The sequence below is a fragment of the Stenotrophomonas sp. 24(2023) genome (genome assembly GCF_030913365.1).
Taxonomy (GTDB): Bacteria; Pseudomonadota; Gammaproteobacteria; order Xanthomonadales; family Xanthomonadaceae; genus Stenotrophomonas.
The window spans coordinates 2,645,546-2,667,795 of the sequence record NZ_CP133160.1; the positions used below are offsets into that span (position 1 = coordinate 2,645,546).

The 22,250-nt window shown below is 69.0% G+C and carries 22 protein-coding genes; 5 read left to right on the top strand and 17 right to left on the bottom strand.

The window, feature by feature from the left end; genetic code table 11:
* Window positions 1-2 precede the first annotated feature (2 nt).
* Window positions 3-494, top strand: a complete 492-nt coding sequence (locus Q9R17_RS11705) for a dihydrofolate reductase (RefSeq protein WP_308158333.1) — start codon at window positions 3-5, stop codon at window positions 492-494.
* Between the two features lie 35 nt (window positions 495-529).
* Here the strand turns inward: Q9R17_RS11705 and Q9R17_RS11710 are convergent, their stop codons facing one another.
* The 9 genes from Q9R17_RS11710 to Q9R17_RS11750 all read right to left on the bottom strand — a co-directional run bounded on the left by Q9R17_RS11710 (window position 530) and on the right by Q9R17_RS11750 (window position 9,694).
* Entirely contained in the window at window positions 530-1,525 is a 996-nt protein-coding gene (locus Q9R17_RS11710; protein WP_308154816.1) for a symmetrical bis(5'-nucleosyl)-tetraphosphatase, read from the bottom strand.
* Window positions 1,526-1,540: 15 nt separating this feature from the next.
* On the bottom strand, window positions 1,541-1,924 hold the full coding sequence (gene apaG, locus Q9R17_RS11715; protein ID WP_308154817.1) for a Co2+/Mg2+ efflux protein ApaG: 384 nt from the start codon (window positions 1,922-1,924) through the stop codon (window positions 1,541-1,543).
* A 13-nt stretch (window positions 1,925-1,937) separates the two neighbouring features.
* On the bottom strand, window positions 1,938-2,741 hold the full coding sequence (gene rsmA, locus Q9R17_RS11720) for a 16S rRNA (adenine(1518)-N(6)/adenine(1519)-N(6))-dimethyltransferase RsmA (RefSeq protein ID WP_308154818.1): 804 nt from the start codon (window positions 2,739-2,741) through the stop codon (window positions 1,938-1,940).
* Complete coding sequence (pdxA, locus tag Q9R17_RS11725) at window positions 2,738-3,718, bottom strand: 4-hydroxythreonine-4-phosphate dehydrogenase PdxA (protein ID WP_308154819.1); 981 nt, start codon at window positions 3,716-3,718, stop codon at window positions 2,738-2,740. The genes rsmA and pdxA overlap by 4 nt, the downstream gene beginning before the upstream one ends.
* Window positions 3,719-3,721: 3 nt before the next feature.
* Window positions 3,722-5,065, bottom strand: a complete 1,344-nt coding sequence (locus Q9R17_RS11730; protein ID WP_308154820.1) for a peptidylprolyl isomerase — start codon at window positions 5,063-5,065, stop codon at window positions 3,722-3,724.
* On the bottom strand, window positions 5,062-7,509 hold the full coding sequence (gene lptD, locus Q9R17_RS11735; RefSeq protein ID WP_308154821.1) for an LPS-assembly protein LptD: 2,448 nt from the start codon (window positions 7,507-7,509) through the stop codon (window positions 5,062-5,064). The genes Q9R17_RS11730 and lptD overlap by 4 nt, the downstream gene beginning before the upstream one ends.
* Before the next feature lie 108 nt (window positions 7,510-7,617).
* Window positions 7,618-8,538 (bottom strand): histone deacetylase family protein, encoded by a 921-nt coding sequence (locus Q9R17_RS11740; RefSeq protein ID WP_308154822.1) that lies wholly within the window; start codon window positions 8,536-8,538, stop codon window positions 7,618-7,620.
* Window positions 8,539-8,546: 8 nt separating this feature from the next.
* Window positions 8,547-9,101: a cob(I)yrinic acid a,c-diamide adenosyltransferase gene (locus tag Q9R17_RS11745; RefSeq protein ID WP_308154823.1), complete on the bottom strand. Its 555-nt coding sequence runs from the start codon at window positions 9,099-9,101 to the stop codon at window positions 8,547-8,549.
* An 8-nt stretch (window positions 9,102-9,109) separates the two neighbouring features.
* The gene (locus Q9R17_RS11750) at window positions 9,110-9,694 is read right to left on the bottom strand and encodes a hypothetical protein (protein ID WP_308154824.1); all 585 of its coding nucleotides are present in this window, start codon (window positions 9,692-9,694) and stop codon (window positions 9,110-9,112) included.
* 100 nt (window positions 9,695-9,794) lie between these two features.
* On the opposite strand from Q9R17_RS11750, the gene ubiH reads away from it, so the two are divergent.
* Window positions 9,795-11,000 carry a 2-octaprenyl-6-methoxyphenyl hydroxylase gene (gene ubiH, locus Q9R17_RS11755; protein ID WP_308154825.1) on the top strand — a complete coding sequence of 402 codons (1,206 nt, stop codon included), beginning with the start codon at window positions 9,795-9,797 and terminating at the stop codon, window positions 10,998-11,000.
* Window positions 10,997-12,178: a UbiH/UbiF family hydroxylase gene (locus tag Q9R17_RS11760; protein ID WP_308154826.1), complete on the top strand. Its 1,182-nt coding sequence runs from the start codon at window positions 10,997-10,999 to the stop codon at window positions 12,176-12,178. The genes ubiH and Q9R17_RS11760 overlap by 4 nt, the downstream gene beginning before the upstream one ends.
* Before the next feature lie 77 nt (window positions 12,179-12,255).
* On the opposite strand, the gene Q9R17_RS11765 is transcribed toward Q9R17_RS11760, so the two are convergent.
* The 4 genes from Q9R17_RS11765 to Q9R17_RS11780 form a co-directional block, all read right to left on the bottom strand.
* Complete coding sequence (locus Q9R17_RS11765) at window positions 12,256-12,648, bottom strand: EF-hand domain-containing protein (RefSeq protein ID WP_308154827.1); 393 nt, start codon at window positions 12,646-12,648, stop codon at window positions 12,256-12,258.
* A 73-nt stretch (window positions 12,649-12,721) separates the two neighbouring features.
* Window positions 12,722-13,789, bottom strand: a complete 1,068-nt coding sequence (rlmM, locus tag Q9R17_RS11770; protein ID WP_308154828.1) for a 23S rRNA (cytidine(2498)-2'-O)-methyltransferase RlmM — start codon at window positions 13,787-13,789, stop codon at window positions 12,722-12,724.
* Window positions 13,773-14,333 carry a nucleoside deaminase gene (locus Q9R17_RS11775; protein WP_308154829.1) on the bottom strand — a complete coding sequence of 187 codons (561 nt, stop codon included), beginning with the start codon at window positions 14,331-14,333 and terminating at the stop codon, window positions 13,773-13,775. The genes rlmM and Q9R17_RS11775 overlap by 17 nt, the downstream gene beginning before the upstream one ends.
* Before the next feature lie 129 nt (window positions 14,334-14,462).
* On the bottom strand, window positions 14,463-16,211 hold the full coding sequence (locus Q9R17_RS11780) for a glutamine--tRNA ligase/YqeY domain fusion protein (protein ID WP_308154830.1): 1,749 nt from the start codon (window positions 16,209-16,211) through the stop codon (window positions 14,463-14,465).
* A gap of 156 nt (window positions 16,212-16,367) precedes the next feature.
* On the opposite strand from Q9R17_RS11780, the gene Q9R17_RS11785 reads away from it, so the two are divergent.
* Window positions 16,368-16,631 carry a DUF2007 domain-containing protein gene (locus Q9R17_RS11785; RefSeq protein WP_308154831.1) on the top strand — a complete coding sequence of 88 codons (264 nt, stop codon included), beginning with the start codon at window positions 16,368-16,370 and terminating at the stop codon, window positions 16,629-16,631.
* A gap of 30 nt (window positions 16,632-16,661) precedes the next feature.
* On the top strand, window positions 16,662-17,327 hold the full coding sequence (msrA, locus tag Q9R17_RS11790) for a peptide-methionine (S)-S-oxide reductase MsrA (RefSeq protein ID WP_308158334.1): 666 nt from the start codon (window positions 16,662-16,664) through the stop codon (window positions 17,325-17,327).
* A 576-nt stretch (window positions 17,328-17,903) separates the two neighbouring features.
* Here msrA and Q9R17_RS11795 read toward each other — a convergent pair.
* From Q9R17_RS11795 to ahpF, 4 genes are all read right to left on the bottom strand, one after another.
* A complete protein-coding gene (locus Q9R17_RS11795) occupies window positions 17,904-18,860 on the bottom strand; it encodes a transaldolase (RefSeq protein WP_308154832.1) in 957 nt (318 codons plus the stop codon).
* 47 nt (window positions 18,861-18,907) lie between these two features.
* Window positions 18,908-19,312: a nucleoside diphosphate kinase regulator gene (rnk, locus tag Q9R17_RS11800; protein WP_308154833.1), complete on the bottom strand. Its 405-nt coding sequence runs from the start codon at window positions 19,310-19,312 to the stop codon at window positions 18,908-18,910.
* A gap of 123 nt (window positions 19,313-19,435) precedes the next feature.
* Window positions 19,436-20,404 (bottom strand): LysR substrate-binding domain-containing protein, encoded by a 969-nt coding sequence (locus tag Q9R17_RS11805; protein ID WP_308154834.1) that lies wholly within the window; start codon window positions 20,402-20,404, stop codon window positions 19,436-19,438.
* A gap of 85 nt (window positions 20,405-20,489) precedes the next feature.
* On the bottom strand, window positions 20,490-22,085 hold the full coding sequence (gene ahpF / locus Q9R17_RS11810) for an alkyl hydroperoxide reductase subunit F (protein ID WP_308154835.1): 1,596 nt from the start codon (window positions 22,083-22,085) through the stop codon (window positions 20,490-20,492).
* Between the last annotated feature and the right edge of the window lie 165 nt (window positions 22,086-22,250).

A 22,250-nucleotide genomic window follows, 5' to 3' on the forward strand; every position in this document is an offset into this window, starting at 1 on the left:
CGATGAAGCTGTCGATGATCGCCGCGCTGGACCGGCAGCACGGCATCGGCCAGGGCAATGCCATGCCCTGGCACCTGCCGGATGACTTCAAGCATTTCAAGGCGCTGACCCTGGGCAAGCCGATCCTGATGGGCCGCAGGACGGCGCAGTCACTCGGCCGCGCGCTGCCCGGGCGCACCAACCTCGTGCTGACCCGCAGCGGCCAGGTGCCGTTCGAGGGCATGCGCGCGGTGGCGTCGCTGCAGCAGGCGCAGGCGATCGCCGCAGCCGAGGGCGCGCAGGAACTGTGCGTGATCGGTGGCGGCGAGATCTACCGCCTGTTGATGGACCAGGCCACCGACCTGTACCTGACCTGGGTGGAGGCCGATGTCCAGGCCGATACCCATTTCCCCGAGGTGGACCCGCAGCAGTGGCGCGAGGTGGACAGTCAGCCGCATCCGGCCGACGACCGCCACGCCTTCGCGTTCCGGTTCGTGCACTACGTGCGGCGCTGAGCAGCGCCGCTGCGATACCCGCTTTATCGGGGTGATTAGTCCTGCGGCGCCGGCGCCGGCGTTGCCGGACGGTTACCGCCGCGGTTGCGGCGACGGCGCGGGCCACGTGCATTCTCGCTGGTGCCACGTGGTGCACCGTTGCCTGCAGCGGCGTTGCCCTGGCCACGCTCATGCGCGGGGCGGGCCGGTGGCCGGCTCGGGCCCGGGGCCGGCACATCGCGGCCGGGCACCTGCACGATGCGCAGCTCATCGGTATCGATCTGCAGGGCGGTCAACTTGCCGCCCCACACCGCACCGGTATCGATGGCATGCACGCCCTGGGTGATGGTCAGGCCCAGCGTGGACCAGTGGCCGCAGACCACCTTCAGGTCACGCTCGACCCGGCCCGGCACTTCGAACCAGGGGTACAGGCCCTGTTCCTGCGTGCCCGGCGTGCCCTTGTCCTCGATGCCGATGCGCCCGCGCGGGGTGCAGTAGCGCATGCGGGTCAGTACGTTGATGATCGCCCGCGAGCGGTCGTAGCCGGACAGCCCGGGTGACCAGCTCGGCTTGTCGCCGTACATGTTGCGGAACAGCTTGCGGTAGCCGTTGCCGTGCAGCTGCACTTCCACTTCGGCGGCATGCTTTTCGGCCATCTGCGTGGTCCACTTCGGCGCCAGGCCGGCATGCACCATCATCCAGCCCAGGCTGCGGTCCACGTGCACCAGCTTCTGCAGGCGCAGCCAGTCCAGCAGCACGTCGCGGTCTTCGGCCTGCACCACGCGCAGCAGGTCCGGGTTGACCTTGCGCTGTTCTTCCTCGGTGCGCGCGCCCACCGCCAGCAGCGACAGGTCATGGTTGCCCAGCACCACCACGCTGTGTTCGCGCAGCGAATGCACCAGCCGCAGCGTTTCCAGCGACTGGCCGCCGCGGTTGACCAGGTCGCCGCAGAACCACAGGGTGTCCTGCGCCGGGTCGAAGCGGATCTTCTCCAGCAGGCGCTGGGTGACGTCGTAGCAGCCCTGGAGGTCGCCGATTGCCCACACACTCATCGTTCGGCCTCCGTGTCAGTGCAGCGTGCGCGGGATGGCCAGCACGAACGGTGCGACCAGCGCGGCGAATTCGGTACCGTCATCGGCCACCATGTCGTAGTGCCCCTGCATGGTCCCGTGTTCGGTCCCCAGCATGACACCGGAGGTGTAACGGAAGTCTTCACCGGGGCGCAGGCGTGGCTGCTCGCCGATCACCCCGTCGCCGTCGACATACTCGATATGGCCGTTGGCATCGGTGATGCGCCAGTGGCGGGCCACCAGGCGCGCGGCCACCCGGCCACGGTTGTGGATGCGGATGGTGTAGGCGAACGCATAGCGCCCGTCGTCCGGGGCGGACTGGTCGTCGAGGAAGCGCGGGGCGACCTCCACGGCAATGGCGTAGGAATCGTTGTCGTCCATGGACGCAGTGTAATCAGGTGACATTGGCCAGGGCGATGAACTCGGCCACGTCCAGCTGCTCGGCGCGCGCGTCGGGGCGCACGCCGGCGGCGGCGAACTGTTCGGCCGATACGACGTTGTTCAGGGCGTTGCGCAGGGTCTTGCGGCGCTGGCCGAAGGCGGCCTTGACCACCTCGGCGAAGCGGGCCGGGTCGTTGATGCCGACCGTGGCCGGGTCACGCGGCACCAGCCGCACCACGGCCGAATCGACCTTCGGCGGCGGCCGGAAGGCACCTGGCGGCACCACGAACAGCGAGGTCACCTGGCAGTAGGCCTGCAGCATCACGCTCAGGCGGCCGTAGACCTTGCTGCCGGGGCCGGCCGCCATGCGGTCGACCACTTCCTTCTGCAGCATGAAGTGCATGTCGGTGATGACCGCAGCATGCTCCAGTGCGTGGAACAGGATCGGCGAGGAGATGTTGTAGGGCAGGTTGCCGACCAGGCGGATCGGCTGGCCGGCGGCCAGTTCGGTGAAGTCCACGCGCAGCACGTCACGGTGGACGATGGTCAGTTCGCCCAGCGGTTCGGCGGCAGCCGTCAGCGGCGCGATCAGGTCGCGGTCGAATTCGATCACCGTCAGCTTCGGGTGGACGCGCAGCAGGGGCAGGGTGATGGCGCCCTGGCCCGGGCCGATCTCGACCAGGCGGTCGTCGCCCTTCGGGTTGACCGCCATCACGATCCTGTCGATGTAGTGACGGTCCGCCAGGAAGTGCTGGCCAAGCTGTTTCTTGGCCGGGGCGGTGAACGCCGGGGCCGAGGGGGAATGCGGGGAAGTCATGCGCTCAGTGTACGTTGCCGTGCCAGCTGCGCACACAGCGAGGTGGCGGCCTGCAGGCTGGAGGGATCGGCGATGCCGCGGCCGGCCAGGTCCAGCGCGGTGCCATGGTCGACGGCCACCCGCGGGTAGGGCAGGCCCAGGGTCAGGTTCACGGCCTGCTCGAAGCCGGAATACTTCAGCACCGGCAGGCCCTGGTCGTGGTACATGGCCAGTACGGTGTCAAAGCCGGCCAGCTTGGCCGGCAGGAAGGCGGTATCGGCCGGCAGCGGGCCGACCAGGTCCAGTCCCTCGGCGCGCAGGCGCTGCAGCAGGGGGATGACCAGATCCAGCTCCTCGCGGCCCAGGTGGCCATCCTCACCGGCATGCGGGTTCAGCCCCAGGACGGCGATGCGGGGCGCGGGCAGGCCGAATTCGCGGCGCAGCGCGGCGTGCACGGTGCGGATCGCATGTTCCAGCCCCGGGGCGGTGATCGCATCGGCGACCTCGCGCAGCGGCAGGTGGGTGGTAGCCAGGGCCACGCGGACGATGGCATTGGCCAGCATCATCACCACCTTCACCCCGGCCTGGTCGGCCAGCAGTTCGGTGGTGCCGCTGTAGGCGATGCCGCCTTCGTTGATGACGGCCTTGTGCACCGGACCGGTGACCACCCCGTCCAGCTCACCGGACAGGCAGGCCTGGCCGGCACCGAGCAGGGCATCGATCACCGCCCGGGCGTTGGCCGGGTCGGCCTGGCCGAAACGGCTGGGCACGGCATTGCGCACCGGACGCAGGCGCAGTTCACCGGGGGCGGTGGCCTGGGCCTGCTCGGGCAGCAGGGTCAGCGGCAGGTCCAGCGCGGCGGCGGCCGCGCGGAGGGTATCGGGGTCGGCGAAGGCCAGCAGCCGGCAATCGGTTCGCGGCTGCTGGGCCAGTCGGACACACAGCTCCGGGCCGATCCCGGCGGGCTCGCCCGGTACCAGAGCGAGCGAGGGGACCATCGGTCAGGACTTCGGCGGGGTGGCGGTACTTTCCGCCCGGTCGCCGCTGCGGAAGCTGACGTAGGCTTCGCCGCGCAGTTCCTGCAGGAAGCGGTTGTACTCGTCTTCCAGCTTGCGGCGGCCGATGGTCTCGCGGACCTGGGCCCGCTGGTTGTCGTTGGTCACGTCGGTCTGGCGGGTCGCCACGCGCTGCACGATGTGCCAGCCGGCATCGGTACGGAAGGGCTGGCTCACGCCGCCATCCTGCACGCCTTCCACCTGGTGGCCGAAGTCCGGGCCGAAGGCATCGGCCGGGAACCAGCCCAGGTCACCGCCCTGGCCCTTGCTGTTGGCGTCTTCGGACGATTCCTTGGCCACGGCCTGGAAATCGGCGCCACCGGTGATGCGGGCCCGCAGGGTGTCGATCTTGGCCTTGGCGGCCGCGTCGTTCTGCTGGTCGGTAATGCGCACCAGGATGTGGCGGGCGTGGTATTCGGTCACGGTATGGGTGCCGGCGGACGCGCTGGCGTCGCGGACTTCCACCAGCTTCAGCAGCTGGAAACCGCTCGGGCCACGCACGGGGCCGACCACCTGCCCGGGCTTGAGCTGCTGCATCAGCTGCGCGAACGCCGCCGGGATCTCGTCCATGGTACGCCAGCCCAGGTCGCCGCCTTCCAGCGCGTTGGGGCTGTCGGAGTAGCGCACGGCGGCCGCGTTGAAATCCAGTTCGCCCTTGTCCAGCAGGGTCTTGACGCCATCGGCCTTCTTCTGGCCGGTCGCGATCTGGTCGGCGGTAGCACCTTCGGGCACGCCGATCAGGATGTGGGCCAGGTGGTACTGGGTCCCGGTGGTGGCCTGCTGCTTCAGCGCGGCATCCACTTCGCCCTCGCTGACGCTGATGCGGCTCTGCGCGAAGCTCTGGCGCAGGCGCTGCACGGTGATCTCATCGCGCACCGAGGCACGGAAATCGTTGAAATCGATCCCGTCATGGGCCAGGCGCTGGCGCAGGCCGTCCACGGTGGTGCCGTTCTGCTGGGCGATGGCATTGATCGCCAGGTTCAGCTCCTGGTCGCCGATGCGGATGCCGCTGCCCTGGGCGCGGGCGACCTGCAGCTTGACCAGCACGAGGCGCTCGAGCACCTGGCGGCTGAGCACGTCGGCCGGCGGCAGCTGGTTCTCGCGGCCGGCGTACTGGCCCTTGATGTTGGCGATGGCACGGTCCAGCTCGCTCTGCAGGATGACGTCCTCATCCACGACGGCGGCGATGCGATCCAGCGTTTGGGCCTGCTGGGCCAAGACCGGGAGCGGGGCGGAAACGGTGGTCACCGCCATCAGCGAAGCAAGAAGAACAGGGAGGGTCTTGGTCATGGGATCTGGTTCGGATCGTAGTCGTCACGGGCCGCGCCGGTGTTGCTGGGCGGCACGAGATAGAGGTCGTCGCGGTTGTAGCCGAGGATAGCACGGCGCAGGGTGCGGTCCGTGTCCTGGCCGATGGAGCTCAGGCCCTTGAGCACGAACTCCAGCTGGAAGGCGGTATTCATCTCGCCCTCGCGGTTGCGCACGTAGCGGCGGGCCAGGGCGCGCACGGCCAGGCAGCAGCTGTCCCACTGCACGCCGCCGATGATTTCCAGCGGCTTGCTGTCCTGCAGCGAGTAGTAGTAGCGGCCGACCAGGCTCCAGCTCGGGTTGATCGGGTACAGGAACGACAGATCGGCCTGCTCGAGCAGGGTCCGCTGTTCCTTGGTGGCGCTGGCGGGCGCGCCCGAATTGATGCGGTAGCGGTAGCTGATGTTGATCACGCCATCGTTGGGCATCAGGTAGCGGGCACGGACGCTGGCCAGGTCCTCGCGCTTGTACTTGGGGTCCCACTGGTAGGTGGCACCCAGCGTCCAGCGGTCGTTCAACATGTAGTTGGCATCGGCGATCCACGCCGACTTGCCCTTTTCCACCGGGGCCTGGCCCGGCAGGACCACGCGCGAATCATCGAAGTACAGGATCTGGCCGATGCTGCCGGAGAAGCGCTCGCGCCCGGTCTTCTGGTCGATGAAGCGGGTACTCAGCGCCGCGGTCAGCTGGTTGGCATCGTTCTGGCGGTCGGCGCCGGTATAGCGCGAATCGCGGAACAGCTGGCCCCAGCTGAAGGTGAAGTCACGCGTATCGAAGATCGGCAGGTCGCTCTGGTCGCGGTAGGGCGTGCGCAGGTAGAACAGGCGCGGCTCGAGCGTATGCAGGTAGGACTTGCCGAACAGGGTGGTTTCGCGGTCGAAGTACATGCCCGCGTCGATGCTGGCGATGGGCAGGCTGCGGGTGGGCGAGGCGTTGCCGCGCAGCTGTTCCGGCGTCGGGTTGGTGATGCCGGCGGCGGCCAGGTTGTCGGCGCGGACCTTGTCGGCCAGACCGCGCTCCAGCTCATAGGCGGTGTAGCGCCAGGCCAGGGTCGGGGTCACGTACCAGGCTGCGCCGCTGAAGGGCATGGACACATACGGCTTGACGTCCAGGCGCGAACCGCCGTCCATCCTGGACACCTGGCCGTTGCGGACATACTGGCCGTTGCTGTCGATGCTCTTCTGGTTGATGTCGTCGTGGGTGAAGCGCACCGCTTCGGCATAGATGCCGGTTTCCAGCCACGGCAGGACCGGCTTGTCCCAGTTGATGTACAGGCGCGGCTGGCGGTTGTACGGCAGCGACGCTTCGGTGAGGGTGTAATCGGTCAGCTGCCAGCGGTCGGCCATGATGCCGGCCGTCCAGTTCTCGCCGGTGCCGTACAGGCCGACCTGGCTCTGCAGGTTGGAGGCGGTCACGCCCACCAGGCGGTTGGCGAAATCTTCCACGTAGCGCTCGTCGCTGACCCAGGCCAGGTTGGCGCGGGCCTGCCAGTGGCTGTTGACGTTGTGGTAGCCGGTGTAGAACGCCCGGCCACGATCGCGGTCGCGCAGCTTGTCGTTGGGCAGGTAGGCGGTGAGCAGCTCGCCACGGCCGCCTTCGTAGAGATAGCGGAACTCGTTGTCGAGCATGAAGCCGCGCTTGCTCATGTAGCGCGGCATCAGGGTGTCGTCGTAGTTCGGCGCCAGGTTCAGGTAGATCGGCTGGAGGTAGTCGAAGCCGTTGCGCCCGGACATGCCCAGCTGCGGGTACAGCAGGCCGGTCTGGCGGCGGTCGTCCACCGGGAACTTGAACCACGGGGCCCACATCACCGGGAAGTTGCCGATCTTCAGGATCGCGTTGCGGGCGGTGCCGAAGCCTTCCTCGTTGTCCACGTCGATCTGCGGGGCGACCAGCTTCCACACCGGCTGGGACGGGTCGCAGGTGGTGTAGGTGGAGCGGTGCATCTGCCCGACCGACCCCTGCACGTCCACCGATTCGGCCACGCCGTTGCCGCGGCGCGCGACCAGCTGGTACTTGATGTCGCTGATCTTGTGGGTGTTGCTTTCCTGGTTGCCTTCGGCACGGCGGGCGAGCATGCGGAAGGACGAATCCTGGTAGCGGACGTTGCCCTCGGCGATGTAGTTGCCGGTTTCGGTATCGAAGCTCAGCCGGTCCGTGCCCAGGAACTGGTCACCCCGGTGCAGCGCCACGTTGCCCTGGTACTCCGGCACGGTGGTGGTGCCGACCAGCTGGTCGCCCTCGATATCGGTGGGCTGCTGGTCGCGGGTGGCCGCGGCGGCCTTGTCGGCCGGGGGAGCATCGGTGAAGACGGGCAGGACGTCGGTGGCCGGGCACAGGTTCCAGTTGAGCGGCTTTTCATCGGCCCACGCAGGGAGGCAGACGGCGATGCTCAGCGGTAGGGGAAGCAGGCGAAGGGCTCGGCGCACGCGGTTCGGATTCGGGCGAAAACGGACGGTAGCTTGCCCCATCCACTGCATAGGGGCAATGAAGGCCGCCTCCCGGGCCCGGTTCGGGTTCATCCAGCCCGGGCCCGCTCAGCCGCCATCGAGCAGGGCCTGCACGTGGGCCACGCTGCATTCGGCCAGCGCCTGCAGGTCATATCCGCCTTCGAGCATGGACACCAGGCGGCCGGCCGCATGGCGGCGGGCCAGGCGGTGCAGCTCCCGGGTGATCCAGCGGAAATCATCGGTTTCCAGCATCAGGTCGGCCTGCGGATCGCGCAGGTGGGCGTCGAAGCCGGCCGAGACCAGCAGCAGCTGTGGCCGGAAGTCGTCGATGGCCGGCAGCATCTCGTCGGCCCACACGTTGCGGAACCGGAAGCTGCCGCTGCCGGGGGGCAGCAGGATGTTCATCAGGTTGCCGGCGCCACGGTCGCGGCGCAGCCCGGACTGCGGGAACAGGCCGGCCTGGTGGGTGCTGAAGTAGGCCACCCGCGGGTCGTGCTGGAAGATGTCCTGGGTGCCGTTGCCGTGGTGCACGTCGAAATCGACCACCGCGATGCGTTCCAGCCCATGCCGGTCGCGGGCATAGGCGGCGGCCACGGCGATGTTGTTGAGCAGGCAGAAGCCCATCGCGGCCGAACGGGTGGCGTGGTGGCCGGGCGGGCGCACGGCGCAGAAGGCCAGGGGGTCCTCGCCCAGCATCACCGCATCCACCGCCGCCACGCCCGCCCCGGCGGCATGCACGGCCGCGCTGGCCGAACCGGGCGAGGCGAAGGTGTCCATGTCCAGCTGGCGCAGGGCCGTGGCCTGGGGCTGCAACGCCAGTTCCAGCAGTTCGTTGTCGTGCACGCGTGCCAGTTCACCGAACTTGGCCGGCGGGGCCTGGCGCCAGTCCAATTGGCCGGGGAAGGCGGCCTGCAGCGCGTCCAGCACCGCCTGCAGGCGCTGGGGGCACTCGGGATGGCCGGGGCCGGGGTCGTGCAGCAGGCAGGCAGGATGCGTATAGACAAGCATGGCCGGGTTCAACGATGACGGCGCTGGTGCTGCCAGAGCACCTCGCCGTGGCCGTCAGCGCGGGCCAGGACCCGGGCCAGCACGAACAGCAGGTCTGACAGGCGGTTGAGGTACTGCAGGGCTTCGCCACGCACCGGCTCCCGGCGTGCCAGGGCCACGGTCTCGCGTTCGGCGCGGCGCACGATGGTGCGCGCCAGGTGGCAGCGTGCGGCACCTTCGCCACCGGCCGGCAGGATGAAGTCCTTCAGCATCGGCAGCCCGGCGTTGTAGTGGTCCAGCTGTTGTTCCAGGGCGGAGACGTCGGCGGCGTGGATGGCCACGTGCCCGGGCATGCACAGCTCGCCGCCCAGGTCGAACAGCTGGTGCTGCAGGTGGACCAGCAGCTCGCGCACGTCCCCGGGCAGCGGCACGGCCAGCAGCACGCCCAGTGCGGCATTGGCCTCATCGACGGTGCCGAAGGCGGCCACGCGGGCGTCGTCCTTGCCGACGCGGCGGCCGTCACCGAGCCCGGTGCTGCCGTCATCGCCGGTCCGTGTATAGATGCGTGAAAGGCGGTGGCCCATGGCGGCCGTCAGTGGTGCACGTCGCGGCGGGCCTGCAGCAGCTTGCCGACCTGCTCCACGGCCAGCTGCAGTGCCGCGGCCAGTGCCACATAGCTGGCCGTGGTACGCAGGTAGGGGCCGAACCACTGCGTGTAGTTCTGCCACCAGCCGGACAGCGTTGGCTCGGCCACGTTGCTGCTGGTCCAGTAGAAACCGCCCTGGGCGAACAGGTGGCACAACGCCACCGACGCCACCAGCAGCACACTGCCCTTGGCCAGCACGCGCCAGTGCGCGCTGCGGTAGCCCTGGCCCAGCAGCATGCCGCCGGCCCACAGCGAGAAATACGCCGGCAGCAGCATCCAGTAGCCGGGCGAGACGCAGTAGTGCTGCCAGAAATCCAGGCCGCTGCTGCGGATGACGATCCAGTCCACCAGCACGGCGAACACCATCAGCAGCGGGAACGCCCAGCGGGTCCAGCGGCACAGGTAGAAACCGCCGATGAAGAACACGGCCCAGGAAGCATCCGGGACCGCCGCGAAGTGGTTCACGCGCGTGGCGGCCATCAGCAGCACGAGCACGGACAGGACAAAGGCGCGGTGGGCGGTGTCGGACATGGCAGGGACAGCCGGGGCGGATTCAGGTTCATTCTAGCCCGCCCCGGGCAGCCGCGCAGGGGCGGCGCGAAGGGCCGGTGCGAGCGCGTATCATGGGCACATGAGTGAACGACATGATGTGCTGATTGTCGGCGGTGGCCTGGTCGGCGCCAGCCTGGCCATCGCCCTGGACCGCCTCGGGCGCGACGTGGCCCTGCTGGAGGCCAGCCCGGCCGGGGCGCTGCCGGCGGTGTTCGACCAGCGCAACCTCAGTTTCGCCGCCGCCACCGTCAATGCCCTGACCGCGCTGGGCGTGATGCAGAAGCTGGAAGGCCCGCCCGGGCCGATCACCCGCATCCATGTCAGCCGCGCCGGTGATTTCGGCCGTGTGCAGATGCACGCGGCCGACTACGACCGGCCCTGGTTCGGGCAGGTGGTGGTGGCCCGTGATTTCGGCAATGCGCTGGAAGCGCGCCTGCAGGAGCTGCCACGGCTGTGCCGTTACCGTCCCCTGCGCTTTCTGGGGCTGGGGCCGGTGGTCGATGGCTACCGGCAGGTGCAGGTGGCCGATGCGGACGGTGAGCGCACCCTGCAGGCCCGGCTGGTGGTCGGTGCCGATGGCACGCAGAGCGCGGTGCGGCAGGCGCTGGGCATCCCGGCCGAGCGCCATGATTTCCAGCAGACCCTGTTCGTCGCCCGCGTGCGTGGCCAGCGCGCACCGGATGGCACCGCCTGGGAGCGTTTCACCGATACCGGCCCGACCGCCCTGTTGCCACGGGGCGACCGCCATTTCGGCGTGGTCCACGGCGTGGCCCGCGACCAGGCCGAAGCGGTGATGGCCCTGGACGAGGCGGCATGGCTGCAGCGCCTGCAGTCGGCCATCGGCTGGCGCGCCGGCCGCCTGCTTGCGTCCGGGCCGCGCAGCGCCTACCCGCTGGTGCAGGTGCTGGCCCAGGCGTTGGCCGGTGAACGTGCGGTGCTGCTGGGCAATGCCGCGCAGACCATCCACCCGCTGGGTGCGCAGGGCTTCAACCTGGGCCTGCGCGATGCGCTGACCCTGGCCGAGCTGCTGGAAGAGGGCGGCGATGCCGGCAGTGATGCGCTGCTGCGGGCCTATGTGGACCGCCGCGATGAGGACCGCCGACAGACCATCGCGTTTTCCGGCGGGCTGGCGCGGTTGACCAGCAATCCTTCGCCGCTGCTGCGCCCGCTGCGCAGCCTGGGGCTGGTGGCGACCCAGGCCACCGGCCTGCAGTCGATGCTGGTGGGCGGGGCCATGGGCTTCCGCGGGCAGGTGCCGCGGCTGTGCCGTGGAGAAGCCGCATGAACCGGCGCGCGCGCCTGGACGTGGTGATCGCCGGTGGTGGCGTGGTCGGTGCCAGCTGCGCGCTGGCACTGGCCGAGGCCGGCCTGTCGGTGGCGCTGGTGGAAGGCCGCGAGCCGGCTGCCTGGCAGCCCGGCCAGCCGGACCTGCGGGTGTTCGCCTTCGCCGCCGACAACGTGCAGCTGCTGCAGCGGCTGGGCGTGTGGCCGGCGATTGCCCGTGCCCGCGCGTGGCCTTACCGGCGCATGCAGGTCTGGGATGCGGCCGGTGGCGACGACCTGCTGTTCGATGCGGACCGCTTTGGCCGCAGCGAACTGGGCTTCATCGTCGAGAACGGGCTGTTGCAGGACCGCCTGTGGGCGGCCCTGCCCGCGGCAGGGGTGCAACTGCACTGTCCTGCCCGGGTCGAGGCACTGGAGCAGGATGCCGAGGGCGTGCGCCTGCGGCTGGACGATGGGCGCCGCATCGATGCGGCACTGGCCGTGGCCGCCGATGGCGCCGACTCGACCCTGCGCCGGCTGGCGGGCATCGAGGTGGACACGCACGACTACCACCAGCGTGGCGTGGTCGCTTACGTGGACAGCGTGCTGCCGAACCAGGCCACCGCCTGGCAGCGCTTCCTGCCGACCGGTCCGCTGGCGCTGCTGCCGGTGGCGCCGCAGCGCAGTTCGATTGTATGGACGCTGCCCGAGGACGAAGCCGCCCGGGTACTGGCCCTGGACGAGGCCGCGTTCGAGCGTGAGCTGACGCGTGCCTTCGGCGCCCGCCTGGGGCAGCTGCGGCTGGCATCGCCGCGCGCGGCATTCCCGCTGCGCCGGCAGCTGGCGCGGCAGTACGTGGCCGGGCGTGTGCTGGCGCTGGGCGATGCCGCGCACGTGGTGCACCCGTTGGCCGGGCAGGGGGTGAACCTGGGCCTGCGCGACGTGGCCGCGCTGCAGCACTGGCTTGCACCGGCGGCCGGCAGCCGCGGGCAACCGCGCCTGTCACCGCAGCGCCTGCAGCGCTGGGCCCGTGAGCGGCGCAGCGACAACCAGGTGGCGGCCTACAGTTTCGAGGCCATCAACCGGCTGTTTTCCAACGACGAGATGCACCTGACCCTGGCCCGTGGGCGCGCGCTGGGCTGCGTGGGCAAGTGGCCACCGCTGGTGCAGGCGTTCTGGAAGCGCGCCGCCGGGGTGTAGCCTGCGGCCCAGCCACGCATGGCGTGGCTCTACCCGGTGTGCTGTAGATCCACGCCATGCGTGGATGCGCTGTCGGGTCAGTCGATCAGCCAGCCGGCCAGGTCCGCACGGTCCAGCTTGCCGCGCCGTTTCACATCCAGCGCGTTGAACTCATCGGCCAGTGCCGGGTTGGCCTGGGCCTCCTCGCGACTGATGAAACCATCACCGTCCACGTCCAGCGCTGCGAAGTGGATGCGGTACTGGCCCACGACACTGCTGGGGGTAACCGAGCGCACGGTCACCGGGGTGTCGCCCAGCGGCACCGGCACATCGACGCTGCCGGTCACCCGCCCCGCTGACAACGGCTGCTCGCGCACCACGCCGCTGTCATCGCGCAGGGGCGCGCTCTGCGCAGGCGAGGGCCGTGATGCCTGCCCCCAGGCCAGCACCGGCAGCAGCGCGAACAGCAGTGGAATCGAGCGGTATGGCATGGGTTTTTCCCTTTCCCGGTAGCGCCGGGCCATGCCCGGCGGAGGTGATGCACCGCCGGCAAGCGGCCGCGCGTCAACGCAGCGGCGAGGCCAGCACCGTGATTTCCTCACGGTCGTGGTACAGCTGCTTGGCACGTACCACCAGCGGCTTGCCCGCCTGTTGCTGGAACAGGTCCAGGCACAGCCGGGTCTCGTCCCAGCGCTTTTTCATCGGCAGCTTCAGGTTGAAGATCGCATGCCGGCACCAGCCCTCGCGGAACCAGGTGGCCATGCGCTCGGCCACGCGACGCGGCTGCTCGACCATGTCGCACACCATCCAGTCCAGCGGCTGCTCCGGATGCCAGTGGAAGCCGTCGGCGCGCAGGTGCTCGACCAGGCCGGTGTCCAGCACGTGCTGGCGCAGCGGGCCGTTGTCGATGCTCAGTACCTGCATGTGCTGGCGGGTCAGCACCCAGGTCCAGCCACCGGGGGCGGCACCCAGGTCGGCCGCGCGCATGCCCGGTTTCACCAGTGCTTCGCGCTCGTCCGGGGCCAGCAGGGTCAGCAGCGCTTCGTCCAGCTTCAGCGCTGAACGTGAGGGGGCGTCGGGCAGCAGCTTCAGGCGCGGGATGCCCAGCGCCCACGGTGCGCTGTCGGCCGGGTCGGCCACGCAGACGAAGGCGTGGGTGCCGTCGACGAACACCACGTGCAGGCGCGGCAGGCGGTTGCTGGGCTTGTCGCTGAGCTTGCCGGCCTTGCGCAGGGCCGGGCGCAGCGCATTGCCGAAGGCACGGGCCAGGCCGGACAGCGGCTTGCCGGCATCCGAATCGGGGTGTTCCACCCACAGGTCGCCAAAGCGTGGCGCATCGGCCAGCACGTCCAGCATCGGGGTGATGCGGTCGGCCGGGTCCAGCTGCGGCAGTTCGGCCAGCACCAGCAGTTTCTGCCGGGCGAAGATCAGCTCGCGCCAGGGCAGCTGCGGGGCCAGTGACGCCGCCTCATCGCACATGAACAGCACGTAGCCGTCATTGCGCTGGGTGCGCGCATAGCCGGCAAAACCGGCGTCACCGGCGCGGAACTGCAGTTCGCCGGCCAGCTCGGGCTCGAAGCCCTGGCGGCACAGGCACAGCAGGCCGATGCCAGCCTCAGTAGCGGGTGCCATCGGCTTCCCCGTAAGCGCGCAGCACGCTGCGGGCGTCATCGCGACACAGGCCCTGGACGACCTCGATGCCGCGCTTGTTCAGTTCGCCCACCCAGTCGGCCGGCAGCGGGCCTTCGTCGAACGGGGTCAGTTCTTCCACGTCGGCGGCGCTGGCACCGATCAACAGGCGGTCGATGCCGGCCCACACCGTGGCGCCGTAGCACTGGCAGCACGGCTGCGAACTGGTGGCCAGGGTGACCCTGGACAGCACCGCGTTCAGGCGGGGGGTCTGCAGGCGCTGCTGGGCCAGCATGTAGGCCATGTTCTCCGCGTGCGCCAGCGAAGTGGCATGCGGCACCACGCGGTTCACGCCGGCGGCGATCACCGTGTCGTCCGGGCCGAACACCACGGCGCCGAACGGGCCGCCCGTGGCGTGCTCGATGTTCAGCCGCGACAGCGCGATCGCCAGCGCGACCTTGTCCTCATCGCCGGGATAGCGACGACCCAGGTCGATCTGGTCGTGGATCCAGGCGGGAAGGGTCAGGTGGACTTGCGCGTACAGCATCGCGGGGCCTCGTGTGCGGAAAACAGGAAAAGTCGGCGCGCAGTGTAGCCCGCCCCCGGTGACGGGGGCGGGGCGGCATGCGGCAGGTTCAGGTGGCGGGCCCGCGGGGGCCGCGCCGATGGAACAGGATCAGGCCGACCAGGTATCACGCAGGGTCACGCTGCGGTTGAACACCGGCGTGGCTTCGCTGTGATCGCGGCGGTCGGCGACGAAGTAGCCGGTGCGTTCGAACTGGAAGGACTGTTCCGGGGCAGCGCTGGCGGCGGCCGGCTCGACATAGCCGGTGACGGTGCGGCGCGATTCCGGGTTGAGGTAATCGCGGTAGGTCTTGCCTTCCGATTCGTCGTCCGGGTTGGGCACCGAGAACAGGCGGTCGTACAGGCGGATCTCCGCCGGCACGCCATGCACGGCGCTGACCCAGTGGATGGTGCCCTTGACCTTGCGGTTGGCGCCTTCCATGCCCGGGCGCGATTCCGGGTCCAGCCAGCCGCGCAGTTCGGTGATGGTGCCGTCGGCATCCTTGACCACCTCATCGCAGCGGATGATGCCGGCGCCACGCAGGCGCACTTCGCCGCCGGTGACCAGGCGCTTCCAGCCCTTGGGCGGCACTTCGGCGAAGTCTTCGCGGTCGATCCACACCTCGCGGGCGAACGGCACCTGGCGGCTGCCGAAGCTCTCGTCCTTGGGGTGGTTGCTGAAGGTCAGCTGCTCTTCGTGGCCTTCGGGCAGGTTGGTCAGCACCAGCTTGACCGGGTCGACCACGGCCATGCGGCGCGCGGCCGCACTGTCCAGGTCTTCGCGCAGCGCGCCTTCGAGCACGCTGAAGTCGATCAGCGAGTTCTGCTTGCTGATGCCCACGCGCTCGGCGAACAGGCGCATCGCGGCCGGGGTGTAGCCACGGCGGCGCAGGCCCTGCAGGGTCGGCATGCGCGGGTCTTCCCAGCCGTCCACCAGCTGCTCGGTGACCAGCGCCATCAGCTTGCGCTTGCTCATCACCGTGTAGTTGATGTTCAGGCGCGAGAACTCGATCTGGCGCGGCTTGGCGGCCTCGCGCGGCAGCCCGGCATCGACCAGCGGCGCGGTCAGCGCGTCGTCGTGCGGCAGGTCCACGTTGTCCACGCACCAGTCGTACAGCGGGCGGTGGTCTTCGAATTCCAGCGTGCACAGCGAGTGGGTGATGCCCTCGATCGAATCGCCCAGCGCATGGGCGAAGTCGTACATCGGGTAGATCGGCCAGGCGTTGCCGGTGTTCTGGTGCTCGACGTGCTTGATGCGGTACAGCGCCGGGTCGCGCAGGTTGATGTTGCCGCTGGCCATGTCGATCTTCGCGCGCACGGTGCGTGCACCGTCCGGGAATTCACCGGCACGCATGCGGCGGAACAGGTCCAGGTTTTCCTCGACGCTGCGGTCGCGCCACGGCGAGGGGCGGCCCGGCTCGGTCAGGGTGCCGCGGTAGGCGCGCACTTCCTCGGCCGACAGGTCGCAGACATAGGCCTTGCCCTGGGCGATCAGCTTCTCGGCGGCCAGGTAGTAGACCTGGAAGTAGTCCGAGGCGTGGCGCAGCTCGTTCCATTCAAAGCCCAGCCAGCGCACGTCGTCCTGGATGGCGGTGACGTACTCGGGGTCTTCCTTGGCCGGGTTGGTGTCATCGAAGCGCAGGTTGCACACGCCGCTGAACTCGCCGGCGATGCCGAAGTTCAGGCAGATCGACTTGGCGTGGCCGATGTGCAGGTAGCCGTTGGGCTCGGGCGGAAAACGGGTCTTGATCGCCTGGTGCTTCCCGCTGGCCAGGTCCTCGCGCACGATCTGGCGGACGAAATCACGCTTCTCGTGGCTGTCGGTGGAGGTCTCGGGGCTGGCGGGGGTGTGCTCGGACATGAGGCGGGGGCGAAAAAGGGCAGAAAGACCAACAGTCTAGCGCGTACGGGGCAGCCTTGCCCGGCCCGCCTGGGCAGCCCCGGCCGTGCCTGGCGGGCGCAGCGGCGGCATTCAGCACCCGGGCGTATGCTGGAGCCCTGTCCCGAGGAACCGCCCATGCACATCGTGTACAAGGCCGACAACCTGTTCGACGCCCATCTGGTCAAGCACGCGCTGGAGGATGCCGGCATTCCGGCCTTCGTGTTCGGCGAGCAGCTGCTGGGCGGGATGGGCGAGCTGCCCCTGTTCGGGGTGCTGCGGGTGGGCATCCCGGACGCCGCCCGCCCGCAGGCGGAGGACATCGTGGCCGCGCTGGACTTGGGCCACGGCCCGGCCGACCCCATGTCCGATGCAGACGACATTGCCGGCCTGCCGGCGTAGGAGCGCACCATGTTGGGAATCGGTCAGGGCATCCTCGGCATCGGGGCCTTCAAGCAGCGGCTGCCGCGCGCGGAAGAGGCGCTGCCGGGCCGCGACCAGCCGTTGCCGCTGCACAGCAACCAGCACTACGTGAACAGCCATCCGCTGAAGGACCGTTTTGCCGGCCTGCAGCAGGTCCGCTTCGCGCTGGGCTGTTTCTGGGGGGCCGAGCGCAAGTTCTGGACCGAGCCGGGCGTGTACAGCACGGCGGTGGGCTATGCCGGCGGCATCACCCCGAACCCGACCTATGAAGAGGTCTGCTCGGGCCTGACCGGCCATACCGAAGTGGTGCAGGTGGTGTTCGATCCGGCGGTGGTGAGCCTGGAGCGGCTGCTGCAGCTGTTCTGGGAAAGCCATGACCCGACCCAGGGCATGCGCCAGGGCAACGACACCGGCACCCAGTACCGCTCGGCGATCCATGCCACCGACGAGGCGCAGTACCAGGCGGCGCTGGCCAGCCGTGAGGCTTACCAAGGGCAGCTGGCGGCGGCGGGCCATGGGGCGATCACCACGGAGATCGTGCACCCGGCACCCACGTTCTATTACGCCGAGGATTATCACCAGCAGTACCTGGCGAAGAACCCGAACGGGTACTGCGGGATTGGCGGCACCGGTGTGAGCTGCCCGATCGGGCTGGATGTGGAGGCGCCGCGCTGACGCGCGGTGGTCCGCCTGCAGCGGGCAGAATCTACGGCCAAAGCCAAAGCCAAAGCCAAAGCGGCTCTGGGTTGCTGGTGGTTGGGCGCGACGGGGGCGACTGGCAGGACACGCCGTAAACCCGTCCATGGGGGCTCGATGGCGCCATCCATGGCGCCAACGGTCCTGCCAGCCGCCCCCGTCCCGCCTTCGACAGGTTCCCGGTGACGGCGGGCAAGAGCATTGGTTGGTGGCGAACTGATGGAAAAGAAAAAGGACGCGGCTTTTGCCGCGTCCTTTTTCTTTTTTCTTCTGCTTCCTGTAGAGCCGAGCCATGCTCGGCTGCGAGCAAGCGAAGCGCGCGACCCGCTGTTGCTCTTTTTTCTTTTTTCCGTGGCGGGCGGCCACCGGAAACTGTCAGAGGACGGGCGGGTTGGGTTCGCGGGACCGCAGGCGCCATGGATGGCGCCTACGAGCCTACATGGACGTACTTGCGGCGTGTCCCGCGAACCCAACCCGCCCGGCCCAGCGCGGCTGTTGCTTCATGCCTCTCGCGACCCAGCCCCCCGCCACGAGGGGCTCAGCCGTTGGCTGCACTCACAGCTCCGAACGGATCCGCTGGCGCAGGGCGTCCAGATCCTTGGCAAACGCATCGATACCCGTCGCCAGCTTCTCGGTCGCCATCGGGTCAGCCGCCAGGTCCGCGGCGAACGTGGCCGCATCGATCGGGGTCACCGCTGCGCCGTCAGCCGCACCAGCCACCAGCGTGCGCGGCAGCTCGCCATGGTCGGCATCCAGCTTTTCCAGCAGGTCCGGTGAAATGGTCAGGCGGTCGCAACCGGCCAGCGCTTCGATCTGCGCGGTCGAGCGGAACGAGGCGCCCATCACCACCGTCGACGAACCACGGCGCTTGAACTCGGCGTACACGCCACGCACGAACACCACGCCCGGGTCCTCGTCGATGCTGGCCGGGGCCTGGCCGTGGGCCACGTACCAGTCCAGGATGCGGCCGACGAACGGGGAAATCAGGTAGGCGCCGGCTTCGCTGCAGGCCAGGGCCTGGGTCGGGTTGAAGATCAGCGTCAGGTTGCAGTCGATGCCCTCGGCCTGCAGGATGCGCGCGGCTTCCACGCCTTCCCAGGTCGCGGCGATCTTGATCAGGATCTTCTCGCGCGGCACGCCGGCATCGGCATACATCTGGACGAACTGGCGGGCCTTGGCCACGGTGGCGGCGGTGTCGTGGGCCAGGTCGGCATCGACCTCGGTGGACACGCGGCCCGGGACCAGCGTGCTCAGCAGCGTGCCCACGCCGATCGTCAGGCGGTCGGCGATGGCGTTGACGACCGCATCGCGGTCGCCGTCCTGCTGCCGGCCCCAGGCCAGCTCGCGTGCGATCAGTTCGGCGTAGACCGGCAGGTCCAGCGCCTTCTTCACCAGGGTGGGGTTGGTGGTGCAGTCCACCGGCTTCAGGCGCTTGATGGCGTCGTAGTCACCGGTGTCGGCAACGACCACGGACAGTTCGCGCAGCTGGGACAGTTTGGACGGGGTACTCATGGACAACTCCTGGCAGGAAAACGGATCGCGCGCGGTGCGCAGCGGGTTCAGGGACGATCGTTGTGGACGGCGATGACGCGCAGGCGCAGCTTGCGGCCACCCGGTGCGGCCCAGTCGATGCTCTGGCCCACCGACAGGCCAAGCAGGGCACTGCCGACCGGCGCCAGCACAGATACCTTGCCTTCATCGACATTGGCTTCGCGGGGGAAGACGAGGGTCAGCACATGGGTTTCGCCGGACACCTCATCCTGGCATTCCACGCGCGAATGCATCATGACGGTGCCAGCGGGAATCTGGTCCGGGGCCACCACGGTGGCACGGTTGAGTTCCTGGGCAAGCGCGAGCGCGGCAGGCGTCTGGCTCAGCGCGGGAGAATCGAGCATGGCGTCCAGGCGGTCCATGTCGTGGCTTGAAACGGTGATTGACGGCGGCAGGCCGCTGGCGGTGGTCATGGGAAAACTCCTTGGTGATGGACCATGCAAAAGGCGGCGCCTTCTGGCACCGCCTGTCTGTATTGTGGGGACATTCGCGCCCGGAATCGACTGCCTGCCGTACCGGCGCTGCCGCGCTGCGGATCAGCCGTTCAGCACGGGGCCGGGTGTGGCGGCCGAGGTGAGCGATGCCAGCCGGGCCTGTTCGTCCAGGGTGAACAGCTTCTGCGGCAGGCGCTTGAACTGCTCGGCGAGTTCGGCCAGGAACCCGTGCATGGCCGAGCTGCGGCGCCAGATCATGGCGATGCGCCGGCTGGGGCGGCCTTCGCCGACGAAATCGATCAGGCGGATGTTGGTCGAGCGCGGCACCGGTGGCTGCACCGACAGGCTGGGCAGCAGGGTGATCCCCACGTCGGCGGCCACCATCTGCCGCAGCGTTTCCAGGCTGGTGGCACGGAATTCGGATTTCTCGTTGGCGCCGAACAGGCGGCAGACCTCCAGCGCCTGGTCGCGCAGGCAGTGCCCGTCCTCGAGCAGCAGCAGCTTCTGCGTGGCCAGTTCCTGCACGTCCAGGTGTTCGCGGGTGGCCAGCGGGTGCTGGCCGGACACCGCCAGCAGGAACGGTTCCTCGAACAGGAACTCGGCGTGCAGCTGGTCATCGACCACCGGCAGGGCCAGCAACGCGGCATCCAGCTTGCCTTCGCGCAGGCGGTCCAGCAGCACGTCGCTCTTTTCCTCCACCAGCAGCAGCTCCAGTTCCGGGAAGCGGTCGCGGATGCGCGGAATCACATGCGGCAGCAGGTACGGCCCGAGCGTGGGGAAGATGCCCAGGCGCACCGTGCCCGCCTCCGGGTCGCGGCTGCGGCGGGCGGCTTCCTTCATCTGCTCCACTTCGGCCACGATCACCCGGGCACGCGCGGCGGCGTCCTGGCCGGCCGGGGTGAGCATCACCTTGCGCGGGGCCCGCTCCACCAGCGGCACGCCCAGCTCTTCTTCCAGCTTGCGGATCTGGGTGGACAGTGTGGGCTGGCTGACGAAACAGGATGCGGCGGCCCGGCCGAAATGCTTGTGCTCGGCCAGGGCCACCAGGTATTTCAGATCACGTAGGTTCATCCTTAGACCTCTTGGGGTAATGGACCGGGACGGCGTGGCTTACCCAGCGGACTAATGGTGTTCCCGATGACCCGGGAACGGCGGATCAGGCAGCTTCGGCGACAGCGCCGCTGCTCTTGGGGGTGACGGACGAGCGGATCAGGTGGTCGAACGCGCTCAGTGCGGCGGTCGAACCGGCGCCCATGGCAATGATGATCTGCTTGTAGGGCACCGTCGTGCAATCACCGGCGGCGAACACGCCTGGCACGCTGGTCTGCCCGCGGTCATCGATGATGATCTCGCCGCGGGGCGAAAGCGACACGGTGTCCTTCAGCCACTCGGTGTTCGGCAGCAGGCCGATCTGCACGAAGATGCCTTCCAGCTCGACGCGGTGGGCATCGCCGCCGATGCGGTCCTTGTAGACCAGGCCGGTGACCTTGCTGCCATCGCCCAGCACTTCGGTGGTCTGCGCGCTGGTCAGCACGGTGACGTTGTTCAGGCTGCGCAGCTTCTTCTGCAGGACGTCGTCGGCACGCAGGGCGCTGTCGAATTCCAGCAGGGTTACATGCGACACGATGCCGGCCAGGTCGATGGCCGCTTCCACGCCGGAGTTGCCACCGCCGATCACCGCCACGCGCTTGCCCTTGAACAGCGGACCATCACAGTGCGGGCAGTATGCGACACCCTTGTTGCGGTACTGGTCCTCGCCCGGCACGTTCATCTGGCGCCAGCGCGCGCCGGTGGACAGGATCACCGAGCGCGACTTGAGCACCGCGCCGTTCTCCAGCGTCACCTGCACCAGGCCGTCATCGCCGGCCGGGGCCAGCGCGGTGGCGCGCTGCAGGTTCATGATGTCCACCTCGTACTCGCGCACGTGCTGTTCCAGCGCGGTGGCCAGCTTCGGGCCTTCGGTTTCCTTCACCGAGATGAAGTTCTCGATGGCCATCGTGTCCAGCACCTGGCCGCCGAAACGCTCGGCCGCGATGCCGGTGCGGATGCCCTTGCGCGCGGCGTAGATCGCCGCTGCCGCGCCGGCCGGGCCACCGCCGACCACCAGCACGTCGAAGGCGTCCTTGGCGGCGATCTTCTCGGCTTCGCGCTTGCCGGCATTGGTGTCCAGCTTGGCCACGATCTGTTCCAGGGTCATGCGGCCCTGGTCGAACAGCTCGCCGTTGAGGTACACGGTCGGCACCGACATGATCTCGCGCTTTTCCACTTCGTCCTGGAACAGCGCGCCGTCGATGGCCACATGCTTGATGCGCGGGTTGAGCACGGCGGCCAGGTTCAGCGCCTGCACCACGTCCGGGCAGTTCTGGCAGGACAGCGAGAAATAGGTTTCAAAGCTGAACTCGCCGTCCAGGTTGCGCACCTGCTCGATCAGCTCGGCGGTGGCCTTGGACGGGTGGCCGCCGACCTGCAGCAGGGCCAGCACCAGCGAGGTGAACTCGTGCCCCATCGGCAGGCCGGCGAAGGTCAGGTGGATGTCCTGGCCCGGGGTGCCCAGGTCGAAGGACGGCACCCGGCCCTGGCCATCGCGGCGCACGTCCAGCGTGATCTGCGGCGAGAGGCTGTCCAGGGTCTGCAGCAGTTCCAGCATTTCCTGCGACTTGGCACCGTCATCGGCGTGCGCGGTGATCTGGATCGGGCGGGTCACGCGCTCCAGGTAGGTCTTCAGCTGTGACTGCAGGTTGGCGTCCAACATGGTTTTCTCCTGGCTTCAGGCAAAACGGGGGCATGGCACCGCTGTAGAAGGTAGCGGACCAACGTGGGGTAGGGGTGAACCGAAGGCCGCTGCGGGCAGGGCCGTGGGCACGGCGGGCTGGCGGAAGCGGGCGGGCCGGGCGGCCTTGGGTTCACCCCCACGCCC

Coding starts and splice junctions, on each gene's coding strand:
- Q9R17_RS11705 (WP_308158333.1), top strand. CDS start 3: ATGAAGCTGTCGATGATCGCCGCGCTGGACCGGCAGCACGGCATCGGC.
- Q9R17_RS11710 (WP_308154816.1), bottom strand. CDS start 1,525: ATGAGTGTGTGGGCAATCGGCGACCTCCAGGGCTGCTACGACGTCACC.
- apaG (WP_308154817.1), bottom strand. CDS start 1,924: ATGGACGACAACGATTCCTACGCCATTGCCGTGGAGGTCGCCCCGCGC.
- rsmA (WP_308154818.1), bottom strand. CDS start 2,741: ATGACTTCCCCGCATTCCCCCTCGGCCCCGGCGTTCACCGCCCCGGCC.
- pdxA (WP_308154819.1), bottom strand. CDS start 3,718: ATGGTCCCCTCGCTCGCTCTGGTACCGGGCGAGCCCGCCGGGATCGGC.
- Q9R17_RS11730 (WP_308154820.1), bottom strand. CDS start 5,065: ATGACCAAGACCCTCCCTGTTCTTCTTGCTTCGCTGATGGCGGTGACC.
- Q9R17_RS11740 (WP_308154822.1), bottom strand. CDS start 8,538: ATGCTTGTCTATACGCATCCTGCCTGCCTGCTGCACGACCCCGGCCCC.
- Q9R17_RS11745 (WP_308154823.1), bottom strand. CDS start 9,101: ATGGGCCACCGCCTTTCACGCATCTATACACGGACCGGCGATGACGGC.
- Q9R17_RS11750 (WP_308154824.1), bottom strand. CDS start 9,694: ATGTCCGACACCGCCCACCGCGCCTTTGTCCTGTCCGTGCTCGTGCTG.
- ubiH (WP_308154825.1), top strand. CDS start 9,795: ATGAGTGAACGACATGATGTGCTGATTGTCGGCGGTGGCCTGGTCGGC.
- Q9R17_RS11760 (WP_308154826.1), top strand. CDS start 10,997: ATGAACCGGCGCGCGCGCCTGGACGTGGTGATCGCCGGTGGTGGCGTG.
- Q9R17_RS11765 (WP_308154827.1), bottom strand. CDS start 12,648: ATGCCATACCGCTCGATTCCACTGCTGTTCGCGCTGCTGCCGGTGCTG.
- rlmM (WP_308154828.1), bottom strand. CDS start 13,789: ATGGCACCCGCTACTGAGGCTGGCATCGGCCTGCTGTGCCTGTGCCGC.
- Q9R17_RS11775 (WP_308154829.1), bottom strand. CDS start 14,333: ATGCTGTACGCGCAAGTCCACCTGACCCTTCCCGCCTGGATCCACGAC.
- Q9R17_RS11780 (WP_308154830.1), bottom strand. CDS start 16,211: ATGTCCGAGCACACCCCCGCCAGCCCCGAGACCTCCACCGACAGCCAC.
- Q9R17_RS11785 (WP_308154831.1), top strand. CDS start 16,368: ATGCACATCGTGTACAAGGCCGACAACCTGTTCGACGCCCATCTGGTC.
- Q9R17_RS11795 (WP_308154832.1), bottom strand. CDS start 18,860: ATGAGTACCCCGTCCAAACTGTCCCAGCTGCGCGAACTGTCCGTGGTC.
- rnk (WP_308154833.1), bottom strand. CDS start 19,312: ATGACCACCGCCAGCGGCCTGCCGCCGTCAATCACCGTTTCAAGCCAC.
- Q9R17_RS11805 (WP_308154834.1), bottom strand. CDS start 20,404: ATGAACCTACGTGATCTGAAATACCTGGTGGCCCTGGCCGAGCACAAG.
- ahpF (WP_308154835.1), bottom strand. CDS start 22,085: ATGTTGGACGCCAACCTGCAGTCACAGCTGAAGACCTACCTGGAGCGC.